The following is a 25,433-nucleotide window of genomic DNA, read 5'->3' as shown; positions in this document are numbered from 1 at the left end:
CTAAACCTTATGTTATAAAAAATAAAAAAGAGGATAGTTTAAGTTCTATCCTCTTTATTTATCTAATACGTTGAATTTTATATAATTTGTAGAAATTTAATTCAAATACTTAATGTTGATTGTTTTTGAAGTATAACATCATTTCCAGAATTGATAGATGTGGTCTAACTGTAGTTTTTTCAAAATCTGAAATAACATTGTTTGCACTAAATTCTTCACTACTACTATTTTCATAATTTAATTTTTAGAAATATAATTTCGTTTTACCATATAAAGGTTAAAATTATTATAGCTAAAAGAAAGATTAACTTAGGGCTAAAAATGGTAAATATCTGCTTTATTCTAAAATGAACTTTATCGAATGCTTTTTTTGCACATCATGCCAAACAAAATCTATAAGTTGTTGGCTTTCTCCTTCGGTATATAACTCCATCTTATTAACAACGACTTGGTGTGCTTTTTCGGGATGATGGTCTAAAACTTCATTTTTACGATACACCAGATTTTGAATAGTTAAGATTTCAATACCCCTGTTATCAGGTTTTTAGAATTAAATACAATATGTGGTATCTTTTTCCCATTACATTTTTGATTTAGAATTCTCAAGCGCTTTTCTAATATGCTCACTATCCCAATGGTTATCAAAATCTACGATACCTCTTTTAAAGTCAGCTTCTAGCAATTCTTCTTGCTCTTGTAATTCTTTTCGAGCTTTAAAAATATAATCTTCCTCGCGTTTAGGTGCTTTAGCTAATCGTCTTAAACTTGTCTCATCGTACTTGATGAAATTTTTAACCTGTCTGTTTAAAGTATATTTTCTAAAACCTAATTTGTGTAACACATCACTTGCGAGCGATAATGAAGTATCTAAAGATTCTCTATAAATGTTTTCTCTACCAAGGTTTAACAACTCATAAGCATCGTATCTGTTTTTAGTACGAATCATTAGTTCTACATGAGGATATTTTTCTTCCACAATTTTACTAATGGCTTTAGAAACCTTTACTCTGTTAGTAGCAATAATTATAATTTTAGCATCTGCAATTCCTGCAGATTCTAACAAATCTATACGCGTTGCATCTCCATAATACACTTCAAACCCCATTTTACGAAGAAAATCAACACGATTAGAATCTTGATCTAAAACGGTGGCTTCTACACCATGAGACCTTAAAAAACGACCAACAGTACTCCCGAAATGTCCAAAACCAACCAAAATTATTTTTTGAGATTTTGCAATATGGTCCATAGGTCGCTGAATGGATTCTTTGGTTCCTACTTTTGGAAGAATAAAACGCTCATTTATGATACTTATTATAGGAGTTAAAGCCATACTTAATGCTGTAATTACTAACAACATATCCAGTTGTTCTTGTTCTAAAATATTAAGTCCGAATGCAAAAGACAGTAATACAAAAGCAAATTCTCCAACTTGAGCTAAACTGAAGGTTAACAATAATTTTTGGTCTAGTTTCAATTTGAAAACTTTACCAGTAATATATAAAATTATAGCTTTTAATACAATAATGGCGATTAAAACGCCTGCTATAGTTAACGGACTTTTAGCAATAACGATAAAGTTAATAGACGCACCAACTGCCATAAAAAACAAACCTAATAACAGGTTTTTAAAAGGCTCTAAGGTGCTTTCTAATTCATGTTTAAACTCGCTACTCGATAAAACGACTCCACCTAAAAACGCACCTAAAGCCGGACTTAAACCTACCAATTCCATAATAAGAGCAATGCCAAATACAATTAAAAATGCTGCAGCAATTAACAATTCGCGAACACCTGTTTTTGCAACCTTTCTTAGCATTGGTACAATGACAAAACGACCTAAAGCTATAACAATAACCACTGATAAAATAATTGCTAACGTTTGAAAACCTAATGGCAAACTATCAATTAAACTGAGAGATTCATTATGGCTGTCTGTATGTAATTCTTCATTAGAATTAGATAATAAAGGCATTGCACCAATCATAAAAATCACAATAATATCTTGAAACAGTAAAATTGAAAAAGCGCTAGTTCCAAAGGTAGTGTCCATCAACCCTTTTTCTTTTATGGTCTGCATAGCAATAGCTGTAGAAGATAAAGCTACAGCCATGGAAATTACTAATGCGACTTCCCAATTATATCCTAAGAAATAGAACAATAAATACGATAATAACATGGTACCTCCTACTTGAATTCCTCCCATTCCAAGTATGGTTTTACGCATATTCCAAAAGTTTTTAGGTTCTATTTCTAATCCAATAAGAAATAACATCATGACAACTCCAAACTCTGCAAAATGTAAAATATCTTCGCCTTCTTCACCAATAAAACCTAGAACATAAGGACCGATTAAAACGCCAGCTAATAAATAACCTATCACAGAACTCAAGCCTAATCGTTTAGCAATGGACACACAAATTATGGCACCTGCTAGAAATACAATGGCTTCAAAAAGTAAACTTCCAGTCATAAATTTTAAGTGCTTTTAAGTTGTGGAATATCATTAATGAAAGACATTTTTTTAAAGTCTTTCATAGTTAATTCAGCTTGTAATAAATCTATTAATGTACCGTAGTTAATTTTATAATCGTGTAATTTTTCATCGGAAAGGTTATGAGTTCCCATTACTGCAAAAGGTGGAAAATACGTCATGCCACATAAATTTGCAGTTTGCTCAAAAGGTCTTAAAAATTGCTCTACTGTAAAACTATTGTAACCTGCTGAACAATATACTTCTTTAGAGCCTCCTGTAGTTATGGCATTTAAGCAGATTTTATTGTGAAGGGCTTTTCCTTCTGGTCCATAAGCCCAATTAAATTCTAATACCATATCTATCCATTGTTTCATTAATGGCGGACAACTATACCAGTAAAATGGATGATGCCATATAATAATGTCATGTTGCTCTAATAATTTTTGTTCTCTTGGTACATCGATATGAAAATCAGGATATTCATCATACAAATCATTAATAGTAACGTTTTCTTTATTTTTAATTTGATTGATTAAAGCTAAGTTTGCTCGAGATTTTTCAAATTTGGGATGAGCGAAAAGGATTAATATTTTTTTCATGCTTCAATTTATATAATATCTGCTCTAAATTTTCTAAATGTTTAAATTAAGCTACTAAATTAAAGGCGAGTTTAATTCCTGTTATAATCATGCCTGTTCCAATAATGGCAATAATTAATCCCATTATTTTTCCTATTACAGAAATTACATTATTACCTACAATTTTTACAATTAAATCACTTAATCTAAACGTAAAATAAGTTAATAAACTCATGGAACCAAATATGGCTATCACTAGTATAATGTGCACTGTTTCTGCTTTAGCAACAAAATTCATAGCCGTTACAATTGTTCCTGGACCTGCTAAAATTGGAATGGCTAAAGGCGAAACAGCAATATTTTCATCTATATCTACATTATCAATTGTTTTTACATTAGATTGCTTAGACTGAAGCATATCAAAACCTATAAAAAATATTAGAATTCCACCTGTAATTTTAAAAGCAGGAATTGTAATGTTGAATAATTCAAAAATATATTTACCTAAAAGTACAAATACGGCGACGATTATAAACGCTATAAAATTAGAGCGTCTGTTAATATCATGTTTGGTTTTTCTATGTGCACCTTGCGTTAATGACAGAAAAACCGTCATATTAGAAATAGGGTTTGTTATCGCAAAAAATGCCGTAAACACAGCTATTGAAAACGTAATTAAATTATCCATATTGATTTAAAATTAATCCTGCAAGAACTTGAATATCTGCTATGCCACCAAAATATTTTGTTTTATTTAAGAAAATTAGTCCAGTAGAATTTTAAAATATCAATAGTTGTTATTTTTTTAATGAAGCTATAAATTTTATTATTGGTATAATATAAGAAATGCTGAGACTAATTATAATTAATCTCAGCATTTATTTATAAAGGTTAAATGATAATTAGAATTTTAAACTATCTAAAAAATCATTTACTTTTTCTTTTGATTCTCCTGTTTTTTTCTGGATTCTACCAACTAATTCATCTTCTTTTCCTTCTTGGTAATCTAAATCATCATCGGTTAAATTTCCCCATTTTTGCTTCAGCTTACCTTTAGCAATATTCCAGTTTCCTTTTAATTTATCTTCTACAGCGTTCGTCATTTTATATGCTTTTAATGTTATATAAACCACTATTGGTCTACGCTTGTAAAATTACAGTTAACTTAAAGCTTTACTTAACGCTATCGATTTAAAACTTAGTTCAAATCAAAAAAATGCTGAATAATAACTTAAACCAAACTGCTGGTTAAATCTAACAATGTTTCAATTTTAGACTCGTTATAAGCATCTGGATGCGCATTCTTATATCAACCTCTATCGTTATCAAAATAAGAACCTGTTTTATTGGCATGAATGCTATCCATGGCTAGAGAATATAAAATATCTACACCTTTCTCCGCAGGCGACCAATGTTGACCATAAGGTTCTTTCGCCATTTTTGTATTTAATAACGAACCAGGATTTACAGCAATGGTTGTAATATTTGGATGTTGTTTTGCAAAATTGAACGACCACATGGTTAAAGCTAATTTACTTTGTGCGTAAGAATCACTTGAATTAATTGAAACATCTCCAGTTAAAACACCTTTTTTTACAGTGGATTGCGCAGCAGAACTTAAATTAACCACTCTTGTATTTGTTCCTTTTTCTAAAACCGAAATAATGTTTTCTGTTAAGATGAAAGGCGCCAAGTAATTTACAGCCATTCTAATATCTAAACCGTCTTTGGTTTTATTTGAAGGTGTTTTTAAAACTCCTGCATTATTAATTAAAATATCTAAACTTGGTAGTTCATTTTTAATTTGTTCAGTCATTTGTTTTACAGTATTTAAATTTAAAAAATCGGCTACAAAACCTTTGATGTTTTGGTTTTTTGAAGCTTCTTTTAGTTCATTAATTACGGTATTTAATTTGTCTTCACTCCTACCATGAAGATATATTTGGTGTCCTTCTTTAGCTAGTTTTAAAGCGGTTAGTTTCCCAATGCCATCGGTACTTCCTGTTATTAATATGGTTTTCATTTTTTTTATGTTTTTTGTTGAAATGTCAGCCCTAAATTGTTCTCGATACGATTATTCTTCAGAATGTCTTCTGAAGAATAATCACTCGAACTGACGTTTCTAATTCATTTGTAAAGTATTCTATCTTTTAGAATGGTGCAACAGTATCTTTTGGTCCATCAGGTAAACTCCAACGTTGGCGAGCGGTAACATTTTCTAATGCAACGTCTTTAATACTATTGCTGTTACTAATATTTCCATAACTACTGGTGCTTCCTCGTGGTATCTGCATATTATCGCCATACAACCAAAAATGCTATTTGGTGTATAATTAACCGTATTTCCGTTTATTTTAATGCGCCCACTACCCGATTCAAAATATAGAATCTCGAAAAAACGAATACTGGTGTACTCGCAAAACGAGAAAAATGTTTGCTCTTTGTATTGCTGAATAACGATATTTTCTAGAATTGTTCTTGCCATAATTATAATTAATTAAACCTTTTAAAAAATGAAAAAGCCACTCAGAATGTGTTTTACATTAGGTGGCTTTTTTCTGTTGTTAACCAAATTAACATTTTTTAATATATTGTTTGGTCGGAAAACGATTTTAGAGCGTAGTTACAATTTATATTTCAGTGAAGATTTCGCTTTCCGGTAATCTAGATTTTGGTGTTTTATCGGTTGTGTTAAAGTCAGATTCTGCTCTATATCCAATGGAAACCGCTACTAAAGCTGTAAAACCTTTTTCTCTTAAACCAAATTCTTCATCTAAAGCTTTTACATCAATACCTTCCATTGGTGTGGCATCAATACCTAAAGTAGCAACACCTAACAAAAAGCTACCTATGTTAAGATATACTTGTTTTTCCATCCAATGATTTAAATCTTTTAAATCGTATTTATGTATGTCTGCAAATGTTTTTACAGCACCTATAAATCCGTTTTTAACATCTTCATTAGGGAATCTTCCGTTTTTATCATCTACATCTGCAATGTGTTTGTAGTAATCTTCATTAGCATCGGTTTTTGCACAAAAAAGCACCACAGCTGAAGCGTTAGTTACTTTTGGTTCGTTAAAATGAAAAAAGCCTTGTGTTCCTTTAGCCATTCGTGCTTTTCCTTCTTCAGTTTCAGCAATAATAAAATGCCAAGGTTGTAAGTTAACACTTGAAGCGCTCATTCTTAAAAGGCTTTTAACTTGATTCATATCTTCTTCAGATATTTTTTTGGTTGGGTCAAATTCTTTAGTAGTGTATCTCCAGTTTAATGTTTCTTTTAAATTCATTTTTAATTGATTTTTATTATGGATTTAATTTATACTATCAAAATTATAGTAACAAAAGTATCTGTAGTTTACATTCTGTGCAATAACGGTCAAAAAGTATAGTTTAATTTTTTATAGTATAAAAAGGTCTAAACTCAACAATATCAGTAGATTTAAACGAATGTTAAATTTACTATAAAAAGTATAGTTGTATAATTAATGATAGTACAATACCTTTGTACTTATTTAAACAAATACTATGTATAAATTTAAAGGAAAAGAATACCCTTGTTGTGCCAGTTTAACTATGGGACTAATTGGTGGGAAATGGAAAACGGTAATTATATTTCATCTTATTGATAAGACTTTACGATACAATGAGCTTAGAAAAGAAATGCCTACTGTAACTGAACGCACATTAAGTTTACAATTAAAAACCTTGGAAGAAGATGGTATTGTAAAAAGAAAGGTTTACACCTCTAAACCACCTTTAAAAGTGGAATATTCGTTAACCGATTTTGGTAAAACGTTAATACCTGTGGTACAATCTATTGCAGATTGGGGTGTTAATGTTGTTGAAGGAAAAAGGGAAATTATTAAATAATTTAATTGCTTAATTCCATTTTTTTAGATTCCCTAATTAATGCCCTAGCTAATACGGTTGTAGCATCAATTATTAAACTATCTTCAATTTTATCGTATTGAATAGCTAATGGTATTTCGGTACATCCTAAAATAACAGCTTGTGCACCTTTACGAGATAAATAGGTTGCTGCCATACTTAAGTTTTCTTTCGCTTTTTCATTTACAGGATTTGAAAATGCTTTGATACCATAAGATGTATCATAAATAGAAGGATGTACAAATAAATCTTGAATATCTTTTGAAGGTTGAATGACTTCAATATTATATTTAGATAAAACTTCTGGATATACTTTTGCCAAAATGGTTCCTGTAGTACCTAATACTCCTACTCTAGTTATATCTGGATGCTTTGTAGAAATATACAATCCTACTTCTTCTATTAAATTAACCAAAACACAAGACTTCGGGATACTTTTTTCAATTAGACTTAAAATAGGCTTAGCGTGTGCAGTATTACAAGGTATTCCAATAATTCGAGCTCCACTAGCTATTAAAGAGGCTATTATTTCGGTAATTGCAATCCCAGGATTAGTTTCGGTTTCACCTAAAAGATATTTTGTTCTGTCAATAATTTTATGTGGGACAGACAGCATAGATACAGGTAAATGCTCTTGGTCTGAAGTTGCTTCGGTTAAATCATAAACCTTTTTAATTAAGTCGATTCCTGCGTAACTACCTACACCTCCAACTATACCTATCATTTTATTTGTCATCATTGTGCTTTGAGAAATTGAATTTCAAATTAAAAACATCTACTATTAATTTTATCTTAATATTATTATAATTTATTGTTTTCATTGCACTAAGCTTAAACCTTTGTTAAAAAAAAGAATGAACATTCATTTTTTTATATCTTTGTATCTCAATTAGTATAAAAATGGGAAAACTTCAAAAAAGCATTGATAAACGAAACGCTTTGGTAAAAGCAACAATTGAGTTAGTAAACAATAATGGGTTTCATGCTACTCCTATGAGTAAAATAGCCAAAATGGCAAAGGTTTCTCCTGCTACAATTTACCTGTATTTTGAAAACAAACAAGATTTAGTAAATAAGACGTATATAGAGGTTAAAGCCAAATACACAAAATATGCATTTTCTAATTATGATGAAACTATGCCAGTAGAAGTTGGCTTTAAATTAATTTGGAACCGTATTGCAGATTTTAAACTTAAAGAGTGTGAAAACGCCATGTTTTTAGCACAATGTGACAACACACCAATGATTGATGAAGTAAGCAGACAAGAAGGCATAAAACACTTGCAACCACTACTAGACCTTTGGGAACGTGGTAGACAAGACGGTATTATAAAACCATTGTCTGATTATTTACTTTACGCCTACGCCATTAATCCCTTATCCTTTCTAATGATGATACAGAAACGAGGTGTTTTTAAGTTAGACAAAGTGCATTTAGAAGAAGCCTATCAATCTGCTTGGAGTAGTATAAAAGTTTGTCAATAACATGAAAAAAACAGCAATTTTATTAGGTGCTTCAGGCTTAACAGGTGGTTTATTATTAGACCAACTTATTAATGATAAGCGCTACGAAAGTATTAAGTTATTTTCACGTTCAAAACTTAAAGGTTTACCAAGTAAAGTCACTCAATTTATAGGTGATTTGTTAGAGCTAGAACAATTTAAAAGTGATTTTACTGGAGATCAGGTGTTTTGTTGTATTGGTACAACAAAAGCCAAAACACCTAACAAAGATCAGTATAAAAAAATAGATTACGGGATTCCGGTTTCGGCAGCAAAATTAGCTAAAGCCAATGGTATAGAGACTTTTATAGTTATTTCAGCTTTAGGTGCAGATGCAAAAAGTACCGTGTTTTACAATAAAACAAAAGGCGAAATGGAACGCGATGTGTTAAAACAAGACATTAAAAAAACAGTTATTCTACAACCGTCATTAATTGGTGGTCGTCGTGAAGAACGTCGTACGCTAGAAATGATTGGAAAAGTACTGTTTAAAGTCATTCAGCCTTTATTCTTTGGAAAACTAAAAAAATTCAAAATAACAGATCCAAAACAAATGGCTAAAGCCATGATAATTATAGCAAATAGTACTAATCATAGAGACGTTATAATTACTTCAAACGATATAAAACGAATCACAAAAAACAACTAAAATTAGATATGGAATTATTAGAAAAATTAAACTGGAGATACGCTGCAAAAGCCATGAATGGTGAGAAAGTTGCAGAAGATAAAATAGAACGAATACTAGAAGCTGCACGTTTAGCACCTACATCTAGTGGATTACAGCCTTTTGAAATTATAGTAATTAAAAATCAAGAGATAAAAGAACAAATAAAACCGGTAGCTTGGAACCAATCGGTTATAACAGATTGCTCTCACCTACTCGTATTTGCAGCTTGGGATACTTATACTGCAGATAGAATTAATTATATGTTTGATTTAACTAACGATATCAGAGGTTTTAAAAATGAAGGTTGGGAAAATTATCGCCAAATGTTATTAAATGCTTATCCTCAAAAAGATGCTGAGGAGAACTTTAATCATGCTGCAAAACAAGCCTATATTGCTTTTTCTCAAGCCATTGCGGCTGCTGCATTTGAAGGCGTGGACGCAACTCCCTTAGAAGGTTTTGATCCTGCTGCTGTAGATAAAATTTTAAGCCTACGCGAAAAAGGACTGCGAAGCGCTGTGTTATTGCCTATTGGATATAGAAATGCCGATGAAGATTGGCTAGTTGACCTTGTAAAGGTTAGAAAGCCAATGGAAGATTTAGTTACAGTAATAGAGTAAATCTTATTGTAATATCATATAATATCAACTAAAAAAAAGAAAATAAAATGAACAATTTTGAATTTAAAAACCCTACCAAAATTATTTTTGGAAAGGATACAATAGAAAAAGTAAACCAAGAAATTCCTGAAAATGCTAAAGTTTTATTGCTTTATGGTGGCGGAAGCATTAAGAAAAATGGAATTTACGAGCAAGTAAAAACTGCTTTAGCAGATGTTGATGTCACTGAGTTTGGAGGTATACCTGCAAATCCAGAATATGCAACGCTTATAAAGGCTTTAAAAGTTATTAAAGATGAAAAAATCACCTTTTTACTAGCAGTTGGTGGTGGCTCTGTAATTGACGGCACTAAATTTTTATCTGCAGCTGCTGTTTATGATGGCGATACACCTTGGGATATTTTAACTGAAAATGTTAGAACTGAAAAGGGTATGCCTTTTGGAACCGTGTTAACGCTACCAGCAACAGGATCTGAAATGAATTCTGGAGCAGTTATTACACGTGCAGAAACTAAAGAAAAATTAGCAATGGGAGGACCAGGTTTATTCCCTGAATTCTCTATTTTAGACCCTCAAGTGATTACGTCAATTCCAAAACGTCAATTAGCAAATGGATTAACAGATGCATTTACACACGTTTTAGAACAATATATGACCTATCCAATTGGTGCTTTATTACAAGATCGCTTTGCAGAAAGTATTTTACAAACCTTAATTGAAGTGGCGCCAACGGTTTTAAAAGACCCAACAGATTATAAAGCAGCTTCAAATTTTATGTGGAGTTGTACAATGGCTTTAAATGGTTTAATACAAAAAGGTGTGCCAACGGATTGGGCAGTTCATGCTATGGGACATGAATTAACAGCTTTATTCGGTATTGATCACGCACGCACATTAGCAGTTATTGCACCAAGTCATTACAAATTTAATTTTGAATCTAAAAAAGAAAAATTAGCACAATATGCAGAACGGGTTTGGAAAATTACTGAAGGAAGTACAGATGATAAAGCCTACGAAGCTATTGTAAAAACTGAAGCATTTTTCCGAGAATTAGGCATTGATACTAAGTTGTCAGAATATACGAAAGATTACGAAGGTACAGCAGAAAAAATCTCCGAACGTTTTATAAATCGTGGATGGACTAAACTTGGTGAACACAAAAGTTTAACTCCAGAAAACGTTGAGAAAATTGTTAAAATGGCTTACTAGTTAAAACGTCAGTTTTGAGTGTTGTTAAAATGCAGTAATAGCAAAAATTCTAAGGTTTTTAATTACACTCATACTGACATAACTACGACTACTTTATAGTTTTAAGACATAAAATAATCACCCTTTTAACTAATACAAAAAGCCTGTATAAAATTAATTATACAGGCTTTTTTTTATAAATAATATTAAAATTTTGTTACTCTAACCTTCTCTACGTAACACTTCTAAAGGCGAACTCTGTAATACGGTTCTAATATTAGTTAATCCAATAGCCAAGACTAACAGCGTAATTCCTGGTAAAAAGACCAGGAAAGGAATTAAAGAAGGTATGAATGCTTCTTTAAACACAAAAAACGCCAAACACAAACTACTTAATAAAGCTAATAAAATACCTACTAAGCTTCCTAGCAGCCCTAAAAATAGATATTCAAAAGCTGAGATTTGTAAAATTTGTTTGTTTTTAGCACCAATTGTTCTTAATAAAACACTTTCTTTTATACGTTGATATTTACTGGTTCTAACAGAGCCAATTAAAACAATAATTCCGGTTAAAATACTAAAAAAAGCCATAAAATTTATAATCCAAGATACTTTATCTAAAATATCTTCAATGATTGTATAGACTTGTCTTAAATCTATTATGGATACATTTGGATATTTGGCAACTAAATCTCGCTGCAAGTCCGCAGAACTTTCTGCATCTGTAACTGAGGTTAAAATGACATTAAATTGTGGGGCTTTTTCTAATACACCTTTAGGAAATACCACATTAAAGTTAGGTTGTAATTGTTGCCAATCTACTTTTCTTATGCTTCCAATAGTGGTTTCCATCAAAACTCCTTGAACATTAAAAACAATAGTATCTCCAATATCTACTTGTGTTGATTCGGCTAAATTTTCAGAAATTGAAATTACAATAGGTTCATTTGGTCCTAACGCATCAACCCACTCACCTCTTATAACGTCTTCAGAATTTAAAAGTGAATCGCGATACGTACTTCTAAATTCATGATTTAAAAATCCACGTCGTCGTCTTGTAGAATCTTGTCGCAATTCATTAACCAATTTGTCTTTAATTTTATGCATACGCATAGTTACAATTGGAATATTGCTTAAAATTGGTAAGCGTTTAGCTTTAATGTTATTCTCAATAGCTTCGCGCTGTTTTAATTGTACATCTAAAATAATGATATTCGCATTTTTAGAAGTCTGCTCAATATCTGTTTTTGCTAGTAAAATATCTTTAGAAAAGTACAAAGTACTTATCAAACTAGTACCCAAACCAATAGCTACAATTAAAACTACAGTTTGATTATTAGGTCTAAACAAGTTGAGTAAACTTTGTCTGGCTGTAAATCCCCAACGCTTAGGAAAATAACGTCTAATACCTCTAATACATAAAATTGCAACACCTGCTAAAACCGAAAAAGCAATAACTGTAACGCTGATGAAACCTAAGGCATACATCACATCATTTAGCAACCAAACTGAGAATAAGAACAGAAATACTAATATGGAAGCGAATACTAATAATCTTACTTTTAATGGCTCTTTTGAGGCTTGTTCATCTACACGTAATACTTCTAATGGTGAGACATACCAAGTTCTTAAAAGTGGCAATAGCGAAAATAATACAGACATAAATAAACCGAGTAGTATGCCCATTATAATAGGTTGAACCGAAATTGAAATTTCTACTGTAAATGGTAAAAAATCTTTTAAAAACAATGGAAATAACTCTTGAAGACCAACTCCAATTAATGCGCCTAAAAGTCCGCCTATTATACCAATACCTGCAATTTGAATAAGGAAGATATAAAAACTCTGTTTTCTAGAAGCTCCCAAGCATTTTAATACTGCAATCGCTCGTAGTTTCTCTTTTATATAAATATGCACTGAACTTGCAATACCAATACAACCCAATAATAATGCGATAAAGGCAGCTAAATTTAGAAATTTACTGACATTTTCATAGCGATTTCCTAATCGTTCACTAGTTCTAATATGTGTATTAATTGAGGCACTTTCTGCTTTCAATTTTGGTCTTAATACCTTATCTAAAGCTTCTAAATTCACAGATTCAGCAACTTTAAAAAAGTACTTATATTCTTTTCTACTTCCAAATTGAAGGAGCTCAGTATCCTCTATAAAACGATTTGGAATAACAATTGGAGGTGCAACAGATGTTGAAATTGCTGTAGTACCAGGAATTGCTTTTAAACTGCCAGAAATAGGTAAAGTTACTTTGCCAACTTTAATAGAATCACCTGGTTTAATATTAAATTGTAGCATTAAAGTAGCATCAACTAAAGCTCCACCTGATTCTTGATAACTTACTGCAGCAGAAGTAGGTTGCGTATCAATAGTACCATAAAAAGGAAAATCGCCTTCTAAGCCACGTACTTCAACTAATTTAGTGCCTCCATTTTTAGGAAACGCAATCATTGACACAAAATTAACCTCAGAAGCATCAGGTTTTAACGAATCTACAATAGCTTTTGTTCTTTCTGTAGGAACCTGTCTTGTTTTAATAACGTAGTCTGCACCTAAAATGGATTTAGACTGTTTTTTAATATTATCTATTAGATTAGTGCTAAATAACTGAATAGAGACCACAGCAGCAATGCCTAAAATAATAGAAGCCATAAACAGCAATAAGCGGACTTTACTTGCTTTGGCATCTCGCCATGCCATTTTAAATAACCAATTTGTGTTTTGTTTCATGTTTAAACTGAAAGTTTACTGAACTAAAGTGCGTTCGTTGGTTAAAATTTGTCCGCCTTTAAGTCTTAAAATTTGTTGTGTTCGGTTTGCTAAATCCAAATCATGAGTAATAATGACCAAAGTTGTTCCGGCTTCTTTGTTTAACTCAAATAACAACTGAATCACTTTTTCGCCAGTTTCTTCGTCTAAGTTTCCTGTTGGTTCATCTGCAAACAATATAGAAGGTGCATTTACAAAAGCACGTGCCAATGCAACACGTTGCTGCTCACCACCAGATAATTGCGATGGATAATGATGATAGCGATTAGCTAAACCTACTTTTTCTAATAGCTGTTTACTCTTTGCTACAGCCTCTTTGTTACCTTGTAATTCTAATGGTACACTTACATTTTCAAGCGCTGTAAGTGTTGGTAATAATTGAAAATTCTGAAAAATAAAACCAACGTTCTTATTTCTTAATTGTGCGCGTTGATCTTCATTTAAATCACCTAAATCCTCGCCACAAAGTTCTACATTACCAGAATTAGGTTGGTCTAAACCTGCACATAAACCTAATAAGGTAGTTTTACCGCTTCCTGATGGCCCAACAATAGAAAAGGTTTGTCCTTTTTCAACTTCAAATGAGATGTTATGCAATACCGTTAATTGTTTGTTACCGCTAGAATATGTCTTTTCTAGACCACTTATCTTTAATATCTTTGGCATATTAATTTTAATTTATAAACGTCTTATGTACAAGGCTCAAAATAATCAATTGGTTTTAAATTCTTTCATCTTAACACCAGCTAAATTCTTAAAGTTTTGTTATATTCTAATAGGACTTTTATTAATGGCTTGTGGTAACGATAAATCTGAAAAAACTAAGGAACAAACTACATCTAAAACCAAAACCGAAAAAACCACTACAACGAATTCCCAAACCAAAACCATTTTATGTTTTGGTGATAGTATTACTGCTGGTTATGGATTAGATGATACCAACGATGCTTTTCCTGCGGTGATCCAGCAGAAAATTGATAGTTTAGACTTAAATTATACAGTTATCAACTCTGGCGTAAGTGGAGAAACTACAGCTGGTGGAAAAGGTAGAATTGAATGGATTTTAAATCAATCTATAGATGTTTTCTTATTAGAATTAGGTGCGAATGATGGCCTTAGAGGTGTTGCTTTATCTGAAACAAGAGCTAATCTTCAGGTAATTATTGATGCCGTAAAAACTAAAAGTCCTGAAACTAAAATTATCCTTGCTGGTATGCAATTACCTCCAAATATGGGCCAAGATTATACCACAGAATTCAGACAATTATTTATTGATTTAGCTAAAAAAAATAAGCTAGAATTTATTCCTTTTATTTTGAAAGATGTTGGTGGTATTGCTGAATTGAATCAAAAAGATGGTATACATCCTACTGCAGAAGGACATAAAATCCTTGCTGAAACCGTTTGGGACGTTTTAGAACCTTTAATTAAGTAACATTGGTTTTTAAAACTAATCATCGCAACTCGCAAAAAACAGACTGTTTTCTGAAATAATAACCTCTTTAGTAGATTCTACAGTAGACTTCAATTTTACAAATGGAATAAGGTCAGTATCTGTTGGATCTTCAATATGAGGAAAAAACTCATTGCCATATTCTAAAATATCTGGCAGAATTTCTGATTGCGTATGTGAGTTTACAAAATTGAGCGTTTCTTCATCTAAATCTTCAATTTCTGAACGCTTATTCAATTTGCTTCGTTCATCTAACGTTAATGCACCATCGTTATAGGTTACATAAAATTTACCTCCTTGTGAGTAATAAAATGAAAACAGTTGCTATTGAAGCCTTCATAAATTATAGTTTTATAATTTAAATATAGGTCTATAATTTTACACAATAGTTGTTTTATACTTTCCAATTCTTTTTTACATTATTCTAACAGAATAAAAAAAGCTCTACAAAATAAATTGTAAAGCTCTTTTCTACATTATGGAAATTATGGTTAGGGTTATTGAATTATGTTCTTTGTAATCAAAGCATCTATCTCTGCTTGTTCTATTTTTGGATTTGCACCTTCACTACCTGCAACAATTGCTCCAACAGCACATGCAAAATCTAATGAAGTTTGTGGTGAATTTCCTTTTAGTAATTTATTAATTAAAGACGCTAAAAACGAATCACCTGCACCAACAGTGTCCTTAACTGTGACTTTATAGCCTTTGTTGTAATAAAATGTATCTTGATAATATAAAATGGCTCCATTAGAACCTAAAGTGACACAAATAGTGGCTGTATTTGTTTGTTTAGCAATAAATTCAATTATAGCTTCCATTGCATCTGATTTAAACTCTAAATTAGCTGCAATTTCTAGAATTTCATCATCATTAAATTTAATAAAATTAGCATAGCCCATTAATTGATTAAGAATCTCTTGATTATAGTGTGGTGCTCTAAGATTAATATCAAAAATTTTATAATTAGCTATATCTAAAAGTGCTAATAAAGTGGCTTTAGAATTGGCATCTCTTGCACTTAAACTACCGTAAATAAAGGCATCTGAGATTTCTGTTTCATTTTTAGCGGACTCAGTTAATTGAATATTATCCCATGCTGTAGGATGTTCTATATTATAGGTTGCCGAGCCCGTTTCATCAAGCGTTACTATTACTTCACCTGTTTTTAAGAAATCATCAATTTGTAAGTTTGTAGTATTAATTCCGTGATCTATGATATGTAAGGCAGTATTTTTTCCGTTGTCATCTTTTCCAATTCTACTTATAATAGAAACATTATTTTCTAAAGAATTTAGACGTAAGGCAACATTTAAAGGTGCTCCTCCAATTGTTTTATGTGTAGGAAAAACATCCCACAACACTTCTCCAAAACATACTATATTTTTCATACTATTTATTTTTTAGAAAGCACTATTAATACTTTTTAAATTATCTTCAATGTTATTACTTGTTATGTCGTTATAAGCATTTACAAATGCTTCAGTAAACACAGGATTCTGTTTTAAAGCACCAAACACCGACTCCAATTCTAAAAAGGCAGTTGGATGCTGCTTTGCTTCTTTTGCTTTTTCGTTTAAATCTTGTTTTAAAGCATCCTTAATGTTTAAAGCGTTTCCATTTTCATCAGTACCTAAACTATAAATTGCCCAAGAAGCTGTTAAAAATGCTGCTAGTTTAATAGAACCATTACTTGCTAATTGCGATTGAATGGTTGGTAAAATAAAAATGGGATATTTAGCAGAAGTTTCTGAACAAATACGCTCAATTTGATCTTTAATATTGATATTTCCGAAGCGCTCCAACAACGATTGTTTGTAGGCATCTAAATCAACACCTTCTAATCCTCCTAAAGTTGGTGTAACTTCTTTATCCATATAATGCTTTAAAAAAGCACTGATGTTAGGATTGTTAACTGCCTCATCAATAGTGTTATAACCCAATAAAGCTCCCAAAATACCTAAAACAGAGTGTCCAGCATTTAACAATTGAAGTTTCATTTTTTCATATGGTTCTACGTCTTCTACAAACTGCGCACCTACTGTTTCCCAAGATGGTCTTCCAGATATAAAATTATCTTCAATAACCCATTGTTTAAAAGGCTCACAAACTACTGGCCAAGCATCATCAATACCAGAAGATTCTTTTAAATGTGCAATATCTTCTGCAGCAGTTACAGGTGTAATACGATCTACCATTGCATTTGGAAAAGAAACATTTTTATCAATCCAATCCATTAAGCCAGGTTCTGCTTTAGATACATAGCTTAGCAACATGTTTTGCGTCATGTGACCATTACCTTGAATGTTATCGCAAGACTGAATAGTAATTCCATTTAAACCGTGTTCTTTTCTTAATTTTAAAGCTTGCGTTAAATAACCAAATATGGTTTTTGGTGTATCAGGATTTTCTAAATCGTGAATAATTAACGGATTTGTAAAATCGAATGATTTAGTCGCTTCATTATAATTATAGCCACCTTCTGTAATGGTTAAAGTGACAATTTTAACCTCAGGACTTGCCATTTTTTCAATGACTTTTATTGGATTTTCAGGAGCATATAAGCATTCAACAATAGAACCTATAACACGTTTGGTATGTGTACCATCTAACTCTTTAACAATTAAAGTATACAAGCCGTCTTGCTCTTTTAGTGTATTGTAAATTTTAGTATCAAAATCTAATAAAGCCACACCACAAATTCCCCATTCTTTTATGGTTTCATTATGTAATAATTGGTCTGTATAAAAAGCTTCATGTGCTCTATGAAATCCTCCAATACCAACATGTACAATACCTGTTTTTATAATATCTCTATTGTATTTTGGTACTGCAATTCGTTGTCCAATTGCAGAAAGGTTTTTATTATTTATTTTTAAGTTTTCCATTACAGAATATTTTTTTATTTGCTTTCAAATCTTTGTAATAATACAGCAAAAATGATGATAGCACCTTTAACTACTTGTTGTGGGTACGAAGGCACATTTAATAAGTTTAAAATATTTCCTATTAATCCTAAAATAAGTACACCCATTAAGGTATTTATTGCTGTTCCTTTTCCTCCGTTTAAGCTTGCTCCACCAATAACTACAGCTGCAATAGCATCTAACTCCCAAGCCATTCCCATATTTGGAGACCCTAAATTGGTTCTAGAAGCTACAATAATAGCAGCAGTTGCTGCTAAAGCTCCAGAAATAGCATAGACTAAAAATTTGTATTTATTGACTTTAATTCCGGATAAACGAGATGCTTCTTCATTACTTCCAATAGCTATAATTAATCGTCCAAAAACGTTGTAACGTAGCATAACCATAGTACAGATAACGATGATAAAAAATACTATTGCAATGTTTGGAATACCTAAAGTAGCGTTATTTGCGAAGTCTGACATGAATTTACCTCCAACAGTTGTGAAGGTAACTGGAGAACCTTTAGAATAAATAAAACTTAATCCTCTAGCAATGGTCATTAATGCTAAAGTTGCTACAAAAGGCGCCATTTTTTGATAAGCAACAAGGTAACCTGAAATACTTCCTAACCCAAAACCAATAGCAATAGTCATTAAAATAGCTAATGGTAAAGCAAAAATATTGACCAAAATAGCAAAGGCAACGGCTAATAATGCCACCATAGAACCTACAGATAAATCTATACCTCCTGTTAGGATTACAATGAGCATACCAATACTAATGATACCAATACCAGACACTTGTTTTAATAAGTTAGAAAGGTTTACCGATGTAAAAAATACATCTGAAATTAGTGCTGAAAAAATCACTAATAATATAAAAATGAATATTGTATTATATTTAACTAAGAACTTTAGTATTCCGCCTGGAGAACTTAGTTGTTGTTTAATTGTTAAAGCCATAACGTTAATATTTAATTAGTTTAGTTATTTTGTTTTAATGGTTCTCCTATAGAGTAACGTAAAATGTTTTCTTCTGAAAATTGTTCTTTTTGTAGTTCTCCATAAATGGTTCCTTCATGCATTACTAGAATACGGTCAGAAATTCCCATAATCTCAGGCATATCTGAAGAAATTACAACGACACCAACCCCTTTTTTAGCAACTTCATTAATAAGTTTATAGATTTCAATTTTTGCACCTACATCTACGCCTCTGGTTGGTTCATCAATAAAAATGACTTTACTGTCAATACTCAACCATTTTGCTAATGCAACTTTTTGCTGATTACCACCACTAAGATTTTTTACATTAACCTCAGAGTTTGGTGTTTTAATGTTTAACTTTTCAATTAAACCCAATACCTTTTTGTATTCGTTTTCTACGTTTATAAAGCCGAGTCTACTAGATATAGACTTGAAGCTGGTTACACTAATGTTTCTTCTAATAGATAGTGGTAAAAACACACCTTCTTCTTTTCTATCTTCCGAAACAAAACCAATTTGATAACCTGCAGCATCTACCGGAGAGTTGGTATTAATTACCTCCCCTTCTAAGGTTAATACTCCAGATTTCTTTTTATCTGCACCAAAAATCAATTTAGCAGTTTCTGTTCTTCCACTTCCTCCTAAACCAGCAATACCAAGAACTTCACCTGGTTTTACAATGAAAGAAACATCATGTACCAAGGTTTCTTTTGCGGTTAAATTTTTCACTTGAAAGATTGGAACTTCTCCTATTTTAATATCTCTTTTTGGATATAAATCTTTTAACTCACGACCAATCATTAAGCGAATAACACCATCTTTATCTGTTTCAGAAATTGGCATACTACCTGTATCTACACCATCTCTAAGAACCGTAACAGTATCTGCTATTTTAAAAATTTCTTCTAAATGATGGGATATGTATATAATAGAAATGCCTTGTTCTTTTAATCTAAAAAGAATTTGAAATAGTTTTTTTACATCTTTAGGATCAAAGACTGTTGTTGGTTCATCTAAAACCAAAATTTTAGTGTCTTCTGAGATAGCTTTTGCAATTTCAACCACTTGTTTTTGTACAATACTTAAGTCTTTTACTTTAGCTGAAGCATCAATTTTAAAGTCTAGAGAATCTAATAATTTTTGTGCATCTTCAATTAATTCTTTCCAGTTCATCCAAGATTTACTAGCCCCTAATTTGTGCAAATAAATATTTTCTGCAACCGATAAATCATTCACTAAAGACAATTCTTGATAAACTACATTAATTCCTAAAACCTGACCTTCGTGAGTGTTTTTTGGTGTAATTTCTTCCCCATCTAAAATCACTTTACCAGCATCTTTTTGATGTACACCACTCAATATTTTAATTAAAGTAGATTTACCAGCACCATTTTCACCTAATAAAGCATGAATTTCTCCCGACTTTACTTTTAAGTTTACATCTTTAAGTACAGAAACAACTCCAAAACTTTTGGAAATTCCTGACATTTCTAGACGATATCTGCTTGTTGCATTTTTCATGTCAATTACGATTAAAAGATTGCGTTTGGATTGTAGTACTTAGCAGCATTCTCTTTGGTAATTAATAAAGGTGCTGTGTATAATTTTTTATCAAAGTCTCGCTTACCATTTAAATATTCTGTAGCATAAAGCACAGCGTTTTTACCAATTTGCACAGGACTATTCATAGCAGTACAACCATAAAAATCAGTTTCCATGATATATTTTATAGCCTCTTTTTGCCCATCTGCACCAGCAACAATTAAAATATCATCGGTTTTACCAGCTTGTGCAATGGCTTTAATAGCTCCTAATACACAAACATCAGATTCTGTAATAACTACATTTACATCTGGATGTGCTACTAAAATATCTTCCATTGCTTTAAGTCCGCCTGCATAAGACCATTCTGTATAGGCTTGTGTTTTTACATTTAGGTTAATCTTACCAAGCGTACGCAATTGTTCTTCTGTAATTCCTTGTAACAAACCTTGTTTACGAGTACGACCTACTGGGTTTCCAGCATTTCCGCTTAATAAAGCAATATTCATAGGTTTGTTTCCAAACTTTTTGGCTAACCACTCACCTGCTAATTCACCATTCGCTAAATTGTTAGATTGTATAGTAGTTACAAATTCTGCTTCAGGACTAATAGAGCTATCAATAATAAAAACAGGTATACCAGCTTCTTTTGCTAATTTAGTAACACCAACTAAAGCATCAGGATCTTTAGGATTTAATAATAAAGCATCTACACCTTTTGTAATTAAATCTTCTACAGCTGCAATTTGTTTATTAATATCATCTTGACCATCCGCAGATAAAAATGTCATTCCATTTTTTTCTGTAGTTGATTTTATGCTTTGCCACAATGCTTGATAATAAGGAGCATTTAGTGAAGGTGAGCAATAGCCAATTTTTTTACCTGTTAAATCGATTTTACTCTCAAAAACATCACCAATCTCTTCTTTAGAATTTGAAGACGTATCAGCTTGATCCAACTGTTCTGCACAATTATTAAAATTAAAGATGAATGAAATTAATATGATTGGCAAAAACAATTTCTTAAAATTGAGATTTGAAATTTTTGTTTTCATAATTATAAGTTTAATGGATTATCGCGTTATTATTATTAAATAATCAGTTATTCAATTAAAATAATGTAATATCTAATTGTATCACTGTTTTTTCTTGCTCAGGATTCCACATTAATGTCATATCAACAGGGATTGTGTGCTTTAAAAGTTCAAATTGTTTGTTGTAAGTTGCTCCTACATTAATGATGTTTCCGGCACCTTCTGTGTAGAATGTTTTATCCGTAATAAATGACCAAGCACCGCCTGCAAATAGAGATAAGCTAGCGTCTTTATTTTTCCATACCTTGCTGTTTACTTCAAAATAGTGTGTCCAAGAATTTTTTAAATCACCATTATCTTGTATTTCATAATCACCAGAACCACCGCCAATAATTGTAGCAAAGTACAATAAGGTATTTGGCGTTATGTTATAGCCAAAATTAAGATCCACAAAATTATAACCTTGTGTTTTATCAAAACTCCAATATTCTAATTTATCACCTCGCTCTTCAACACCTGTATAATTGTTGTGAGAAACAGCTTCTATAAAAAACTTATCAGAAAATCGGTATTTGGTATATATAGATACTTCTTTATAATAAGCACTCTCATTTTCGCCTGTTTCAATATGGTTTACATCAACTGTAGAGAAGCTTGCTCCACCCCAAAAACCAAAAGTAAATTTTTTGTTTTTAGAATTATACTCTAAGCTACTTGCTATCATTGCACCAGGATGTACTACAAACCCATGCCAAGTATGCATGTTTTTTAAATGTGCACTAAAGCTAAATGGAGAATAATCATCTTCCATAATTTTCGGCTTTTCTGTATCGCTGTTATCACCTATGATATCATTTTGAGCAAATATCATATTAGATGTTAGTAACATTGTCGCTATAGTAGTTATATAAAAGATACTAAAACGTTTTCGTTCTTCAAAATATAAATTACTGTTAGATAGCTTTAGCGTTAGGATTTTCATTTGTAGAGATATTAAATGTTGTACATAATTATTAACGTCATATTTACGTTTATTATTCAAATGTATTACAAAAAAAAATAAAAAACCTAATTTTTTAGCAAAATTATATGTTAAATTATCATTTAGGTATACTAAATTGATAATATTCTTATGGTTTTATCAATTAAAAGTGGTAATATTGCTAGTGTAAAAATGACGTTTAATAAACCGAATAAAACTACAAATATTAAAAAAATAAGATTTATGAAGGCTGAAAAAATATTGAATATTTCTGTAGATTGTGTAGTATTTGGCTACGATGTTAATACCAAATCTTTAAATGTTTTACTTATAAACCGATTTTTAGAATCTAAAGGTGAAGTTTTGGTAGATGATTACGTTTTAACAGGTTACCATGTATATACGCATGAAACTTTAGATGAAACGGCTACTAGAGTTTTAAAAGAACTCACCGGTTTAACCAATCAGTACAAAAAGCAGTTTAAAGCCTTTGGTAATCCGGATCGTTTAACAAATGAAAAAGATTTGCTTTGGATTAAGAATGAAGAATTTAATACCAGAACAATAACTATAGCTTATTATTTTTTATTGAAAACAGAAGATGTTTCATTAAATAACGGTAACGATAAGGCTACTTGGTTTCCTGTAAATGATTTACCCATTTTAGGTTTTGATCATAATACAATAATACAAGAAGCTTATGAAGATTTAAAAGAGAAGTGCTTATCTGAGCCTATCATATTTAAGCTACTTCCTGATAAATTTACTATTAATGATGTTCAAGATTTGTACGAATCTATATTAGGAATTGAAATAGATAATAGAAATTTTAGACGAAAACTTATCAATAAAAAATACATAATTGCCTTAGATGAAAAACAAGTTGGCGTTTCTAAAAGACCAGCGCAATTATATATGTTTAGTTTAGATATCTACAATAAGATGTTTCAAAAAAATTACCTTATTAGTATATAGTTCATTTATTAATCACAAATTGAATACAAAATAATATTTCTAAAAATAAACCAATATCTTCGCGCGAATTATGTGGATGTATCTTGGACTATTAGCGGCTTTATTTTTAGGTTTACACAATTTGTGCAAAAAACATGCAGTACAGGGAAACGAAGTGTTTCCTGTACTTTTTGGCACTATATTTTCTGGCTTTTTATTTTTATTACCAGTGTATTTTGGTTCAATTTTTTATGAAGAGCAGTTTGTAAAAATGAACTTGTATATTGCAGATATCCCATGGAAAAGCCATGGGTTTATTGCTATAAAATCTGCTATAATGGCAAGCTCTTGGGTATTGGCTTATCAAGCATTAAAACATTTACCTATTACTATAGTTACACCTATTCGGTCTGCAGGTCCATTTTTTACATTTATTGGCGCCATTTTAATTTATCAAGAACAACCTAATTTTTTACAATGGATTGGTTTTTTTCTTATCATTTTCTCAGTGATTCTCTATTCTAGAATTGGAAAAAGCGAAGGCATTAATTTTAAGCGAAACAAATGGATTTTTGCCATTATTGGCGCTACATTTTTAGGAGCTTCTAGTGGATTATACGATAAGTTTTTAATTCAAAACTTAGAACTTTATCCTCAAACTTTACAGTTTTGGTTTTGCTTTTATACGGTTTTAATTCTCCTTATAATTTTATCTATTACTTGGTTTCCTTTTAAAGAAAAACGAAAAGCCTTTAAATTTCGATGGACCATTGTTGCTGTTGGTGTGCTATTAGTTGGTGCAGATTATTTCTATTTTAAGGCATTGCAAGATCCAGATGCTTTAATAATGTTATTGTCTGCTATTAAGCGTAGCCAAATAATTATTTCTGTAGTAGTTGGTGGCTTAATTTTTAAAGAAAAGAATAAACGTAAAAAGTTAGTTCCTTTATTAGGAATAATGATTGGTGTTGGATTAATTTTGTATTCTTAATCTTTTTGCCGCATACCTGTAGGGACACAAATTTGTAAATCAGCTAAACTCCTAAGACGTTTTTTTTTAATACCTAGTGCTGAAATATTGTTTGTTATCACTTTACTTTCTTGTAAAAGGCAAGCATACTACTAATGTTAATTATTTTATTCACTGTCTTTCTATTCAAAATTTAGACGATTCTTCTGCAATAAAGTGATTAGATTAATTTAACATTAAATAACAGTGGTTAGTTTGTCTATTTCAGGCAATATCTAGAACTTAGCTAAAAAGTATAAAAATGACAATTTTTGTAGACATGGATGATGTGTTGGCAGATACTTACGGCAAACACATAGAATTATATAATAAAGAACACCAAAAAGATTTACATATTAGTCAGATTTCGTCTGGTGAAATGTGGCAAAATGTACCAGAAGAACATTACCCAAGTATTAGACAACATGCGCTGCAACCTGGCTTCTTTAGAAACTTAAAACCTATAAAAGATGCCATAGAAGTTATGGAAGCTTTGTATAAAAAACACGAGGTTTATATTGCTACAGCTGCAACGCAATTTCCTAATTCTTTAATTGAAAAAAGCGAATGGCTAGCAGAACATATGCCTTTTATTACATGGCAACACCAAATAATGTGTGGTGATAAGTTTATATTAAATGGTGATTTACTAATTGACGATAGAGTCTATAATTTAGAACATTTTAAAGGCGACACACTTCTTTTTAATTCTCCACATAACGTTAATGATACAGGTTATACAAGAGTTGGAAGTTGGCAAGAAATCGCAGACCGTTTATTGTAAAACAAATGATGATTCAATTTTTAAATTGATAATAATCAGAAATAAACCTACCTTGCTAAAAGAAGTTAAAAT

Annotated in this window: 27 protein-coding genes; 9 read left to right on the top strand and 18 right to left on the bottom strand. The window is 31.2% G+C overall.

All coding sequences use genetic code 11. The annotated features are described in order from the left end of the window. Positions 1-337 precede the first annotated feature (337 nt). The 8 genes from GN138_RS01360 to nfsB all read right to left on the bottom strand — a co-directional run bounded on the left by GN138_RS01360 (position 338) and on the right by nfsB (position 6,344). Positions 338-499, bottom strand: coding sequence for a hypothetical protein (locus GN138_RS01360; RefSeq protein WP_157361518.1), 162 nt, complete (start codon positions 497-499; stop codon positions 338-340). Between the two features lie 81 nt (positions 500-580). After that, positions 581-2,473: a monovalent cation:proton antiporter-2 (CPA2) family protein gene (locus GN138_RS01355; RefSeq protein ID WP_157361517.1), complete on the bottom strand. Its 1,893-nt coding sequence runs from the start codon at positions 2,471-2,473 to the stop codon at positions 581-583. A gap of 5 nt (positions 2,474-2,478) precedes the next feature. Beyond that, positions 2,479-3,075: a glutathione-regulated potassium-efflux system oxidoreductase KefF gene (gene kefF / locus GN138_RS01350; protein ID WP_157361516.1), complete on the bottom strand. Its 597-nt coding sequence runs from the start codon at positions 3,073-3,075 to the stop codon at positions 2,479-2,481. 46 nt (positions 3,076-3,121) lie between these two features. After that, on the bottom strand, positions 3,122-3,742 hold the full coding sequence (locus GN138_RS01345) for a MarC family protein (protein WP_157361515.1): 621 nt from the start codon (positions 3,740-3,742) through the stop codon (positions 3,122-3,124). Between the two features lie 214 nt (positions 3,743-3,956). Then, positions 3,957-4,157: a CsbD family protein gene (locus GN138_RS01340; RefSeq protein WP_157361514.1), complete on the bottom strand. Its 201-nt coding sequence runs from the start codon at positions 4,155-4,157 to the stop codon at positions 3,957-3,959. A 206-nt stretch (positions 4,158-4,363) separates the two neighbouring features. Next, the gene (locus GN138_RS01335) at positions 4,364-5,077 is read right to left on the bottom strand and encodes an SDR family NAD(P)-dependent oxidoreductase (protein ID WP_231743015.1); all 714 of its coding nucleotides are present in this window, start codon (positions 5,075-5,077) and stop codon (positions 4,364-4,366) included. Positions 5,078-5,204: 127 nt separating this feature from the next. Beyond that, the gene (locus tag GN138_RS01330; RefSeq protein ID WP_231743014.1) at positions 5,205-5,348 is read right to left on the bottom strand and encodes a hypothetical protein; all 144 of its coding nucleotides are present in this window, start codon (positions 5,346-5,348) and stop codon (positions 5,205-5,207) included. A 336-nt stretch (positions 5,349-5,684) separates the two neighbouring features. Then, entirely contained in the window at positions 5,685-6,344 is a 660-nt protein-coding gene (nfsB, locus tag GN138_RS01320; protein ID WP_157361513.1) for an oxygen-insensitive NAD(P)H nitroreductase, read from the bottom strand. 238 nt (positions 6,345-6,582) lie between these two features. On the opposite strand from nfsB, the gene GN138_RS01315 reads away from it, so the two are divergent. Beyond that, positions 6,583-6,927 carry a winged helix-turn-helix transcriptional regulator gene (locus tag GN138_RS01315; RefSeq protein ID WP_157361512.1) on the top strand — a complete coding sequence of 115 codons (345 nt, stop codon included), beginning with the start codon at positions 6,583-6,585 and terminating at the stop codon, positions 6,925-6,927. 1 nt (position 6,928) lies between these two features. Here GN138_RS01315 and GN138_RS01310 read toward each other — a convergent pair whose 3' ends face one another. Further along, complete coding sequence (locus GN138_RS01310; RefSeq protein WP_231743013.1) at positions 6,929-7,684, bottom strand: aspartate/glutamate racemase family protein; 756 nt, start codon at positions 7,682-7,684, stop codon at positions 6,929-6,931. A gap of 161 nt (positions 7,685-7,845) precedes the next feature. Here GN138_RS01310 and GN138_RS01305 point away from each other — a divergent pair, with 161 nt between their 5' ends. From GN138_RS01305 to GN138_RS01290, 4 genes are read left to right on the top strand one after another with little or no spacing between them, the layout of a single operon-like run. After that, entirely contained in the window at positions 7,846-8,430 is a 585-nt protein-coding gene (locus GN138_RS01305; protein ID WP_157361511.1) for a TetR/AcrR family transcriptional regulator, read from the top strand. Position 8,431: 1 nt separating this feature from the next. Next, positions 8,432-9,097 carry an NAD(P)H-binding protein gene (locus GN138_RS01300; protein WP_157361510.1) on the top strand — a complete coding sequence of 222 codons (666 nt, stop codon included), beginning with the start codon at positions 8,432-8,434 and terminating at the stop codon, positions 9,095-9,097. Between the two features lie 8 nt (positions 9,098-9,105). Continuing rightward, complete coding sequence (locus GN138_RS01295) at positions 9,106-9,738, top strand: nitroreductase family protein (protein ID WP_157361509.1); 633 nt, start codon at positions 9,106-9,108, stop codon at positions 9,736-9,738. A 47-nt stretch (positions 9,739-9,785) separates the two neighbouring features. Beyond that, positions 9,786-10,946: an iron-containing alcohol dehydrogenase gene (locus GN138_RS01290; protein ID WP_157361508.1), complete on the top strand. Its 1,161-nt coding sequence runs from the start codon at positions 9,786-9,788 to the stop codon at positions 10,944-10,946. A gap of 201 nt (positions 10,947-11,147) precedes the next feature. Here the strand turns inward: GN138_RS01290 and GN138_RS01285 are convergent, their stop codons facing one another. After that, entirely contained in the window at positions 11,148-13,640 is a 2,493-nt protein-coding gene (locus GN138_RS01285; protein ID WP_157362624.1) for an ABC transporter permease, read from the bottom strand. 45 nt (positions 13,641-13,685) lie between these two features. Beyond that, complete coding sequence (locus tag GN138_RS01280) at positions 13,686-14,375, bottom strand: ABC transporter ATP-binding protein (RefSeq protein WP_157361507.1); 690 nt, start codon at positions 14,373-14,375, stop codon at positions 13,686-13,688. Positions 14,376-14,400: 25 nt separating this feature from the next. On the opposite strand from GN138_RS01280, the gene GN138_RS01275 reads away from it, so the two are divergent. After that, a complete protein-coding gene (locus tag GN138_RS01275) occupies positions 14,401-15,144 on the top strand; it encodes an arylesterase (RefSeq protein ID WP_157361506.1) in 744 nt (247 codons plus the stop codon). Positions 15,145-15,159: 15 nt separating this feature from the next. Here the strand turns inward: GN138_RS01275 and GN138_RS01270 are convergent, their stop codons facing one another. The 7 genes from GN138_RS01270 to GN138_RS01240 form a co-directional block, all read right to left on the bottom strand. Beyond that, positions 15,160-15,399, bottom strand: coding sequence for a hypothetical protein (locus GN138_RS01270; RefSeq protein WP_157361505.1), 240 nt, complete (start codon positions 15,397-15,399; stop codon positions 15,160-15,162). A 260-nt stretch (positions 15,400-15,659) separates the two neighbouring features. Beyond that, positions 15,660-16,553: a carbohydrate kinase family protein gene (locus GN138_RS01265; protein WP_157361504.1), complete on the bottom strand. Its 894-nt coding sequence runs from the start codon at positions 16,551-16,553 to the stop codon at positions 15,660-15,662. A 12-nt stretch (positions 16,554-16,565) separates the two neighbouring features. After that, entirely contained in the window at positions 16,566-18,050 is a 1,485-nt protein-coding gene (locus tag GN138_RS01260) for a mannitol dehydrogenase family protein (RefSeq protein WP_157361503.1), read from the bottom strand. 14 nt (positions 18,051-18,064) lie between these two features. Next, complete coding sequence (locus GN138_RS01255) at positions 18,065-19,033, bottom strand: ABC transporter permease (protein ID WP_157361502.1); 969 nt, start codon at positions 19,031-19,033, stop codon at positions 18,065-18,067. A gap of 20 nt (positions 19,034-19,053) precedes the next feature. After that, complete coding sequence (locus GN138_RS01250) at positions 19,054-20,577, bottom strand: sugar ABC transporter ATP-binding protein (RefSeq protein WP_157361501.1); 1,524 nt, start codon at positions 20,575-20,577, stop codon at positions 19,054-19,056. A gap of 11 nt (positions 20,578-20,588) precedes the next feature. Further along, on the bottom strand, positions 20,589-21,653 hold the full coding sequence (locus GN138_RS01245; RefSeq protein ID WP_157361500.1) for a substrate-binding domain-containing protein: 1,065 nt from the start codon (positions 21,651-21,653) through the stop codon (positions 20,589-20,591). A gap of 55 nt (positions 21,654-21,708) precedes the next feature. Then, positions 21,709-22,614, bottom strand: coding sequence for a hypothetical protein (locus GN138_RS01240; RefSeq protein WP_231743012.1), 906 nt, complete (start codon positions 22,612-22,614; stop codon positions 21,709-21,711). A 150-nt stretch (positions 22,615-22,764) separates the two neighbouring features. On the opposite strand from GN138_RS01240, the gene GN138_RS01235 reads away from it, so the two are divergent. From GN138_RS01235 to GN138_RS01225, 3 genes are all read left to right on the top strand, one after another. Further along, positions 22,765-23,589: an NUDIX hydrolase gene (locus GN138_RS01235; RefSeq protein WP_231743011.1), complete on the top strand. Its 825-nt coding sequence runs from the start codon at positions 22,765-22,767 to the stop codon at positions 23,587-23,589. Between the two features lie 70 nt (positions 23,590-23,659). Next, a complete protein-coding gene (locus GN138_RS01230) occupies positions 23,660-24,559 on the top strand; it encodes an EamA family transporter (RefSeq protein ID WP_157361499.1) in 900 nt (299 codons plus the stop codon). A gap of 280 nt (positions 24,560-24,839) precedes the next feature. Then, a complete protein-coding gene (locus tag GN138_RS01225) occupies positions 24,840-25,361 on the top strand; it encodes a 5' nucleotidase, NT5C type (RefSeq protein ID WP_157361498.1) in 522 nt (173 codons plus the stop codon). Positions 25,362-25,433: the final 72 nt, after the last annotated feature.

The organism is Winogradskyella endarachnes (assembly GCF_009741275.1).
GTDB lineage: Bacteria > Bacteroidota > Bacteroidia > Flavobacteriales > Flavobacteriaceae > Winogradskyella > Winogradskyella endarachnes.
The sequence above is the reverse complement of the archived record's forward strand: the minus strand, read 5'-3'. Positions and strand labels throughout refer to the sequence as shown.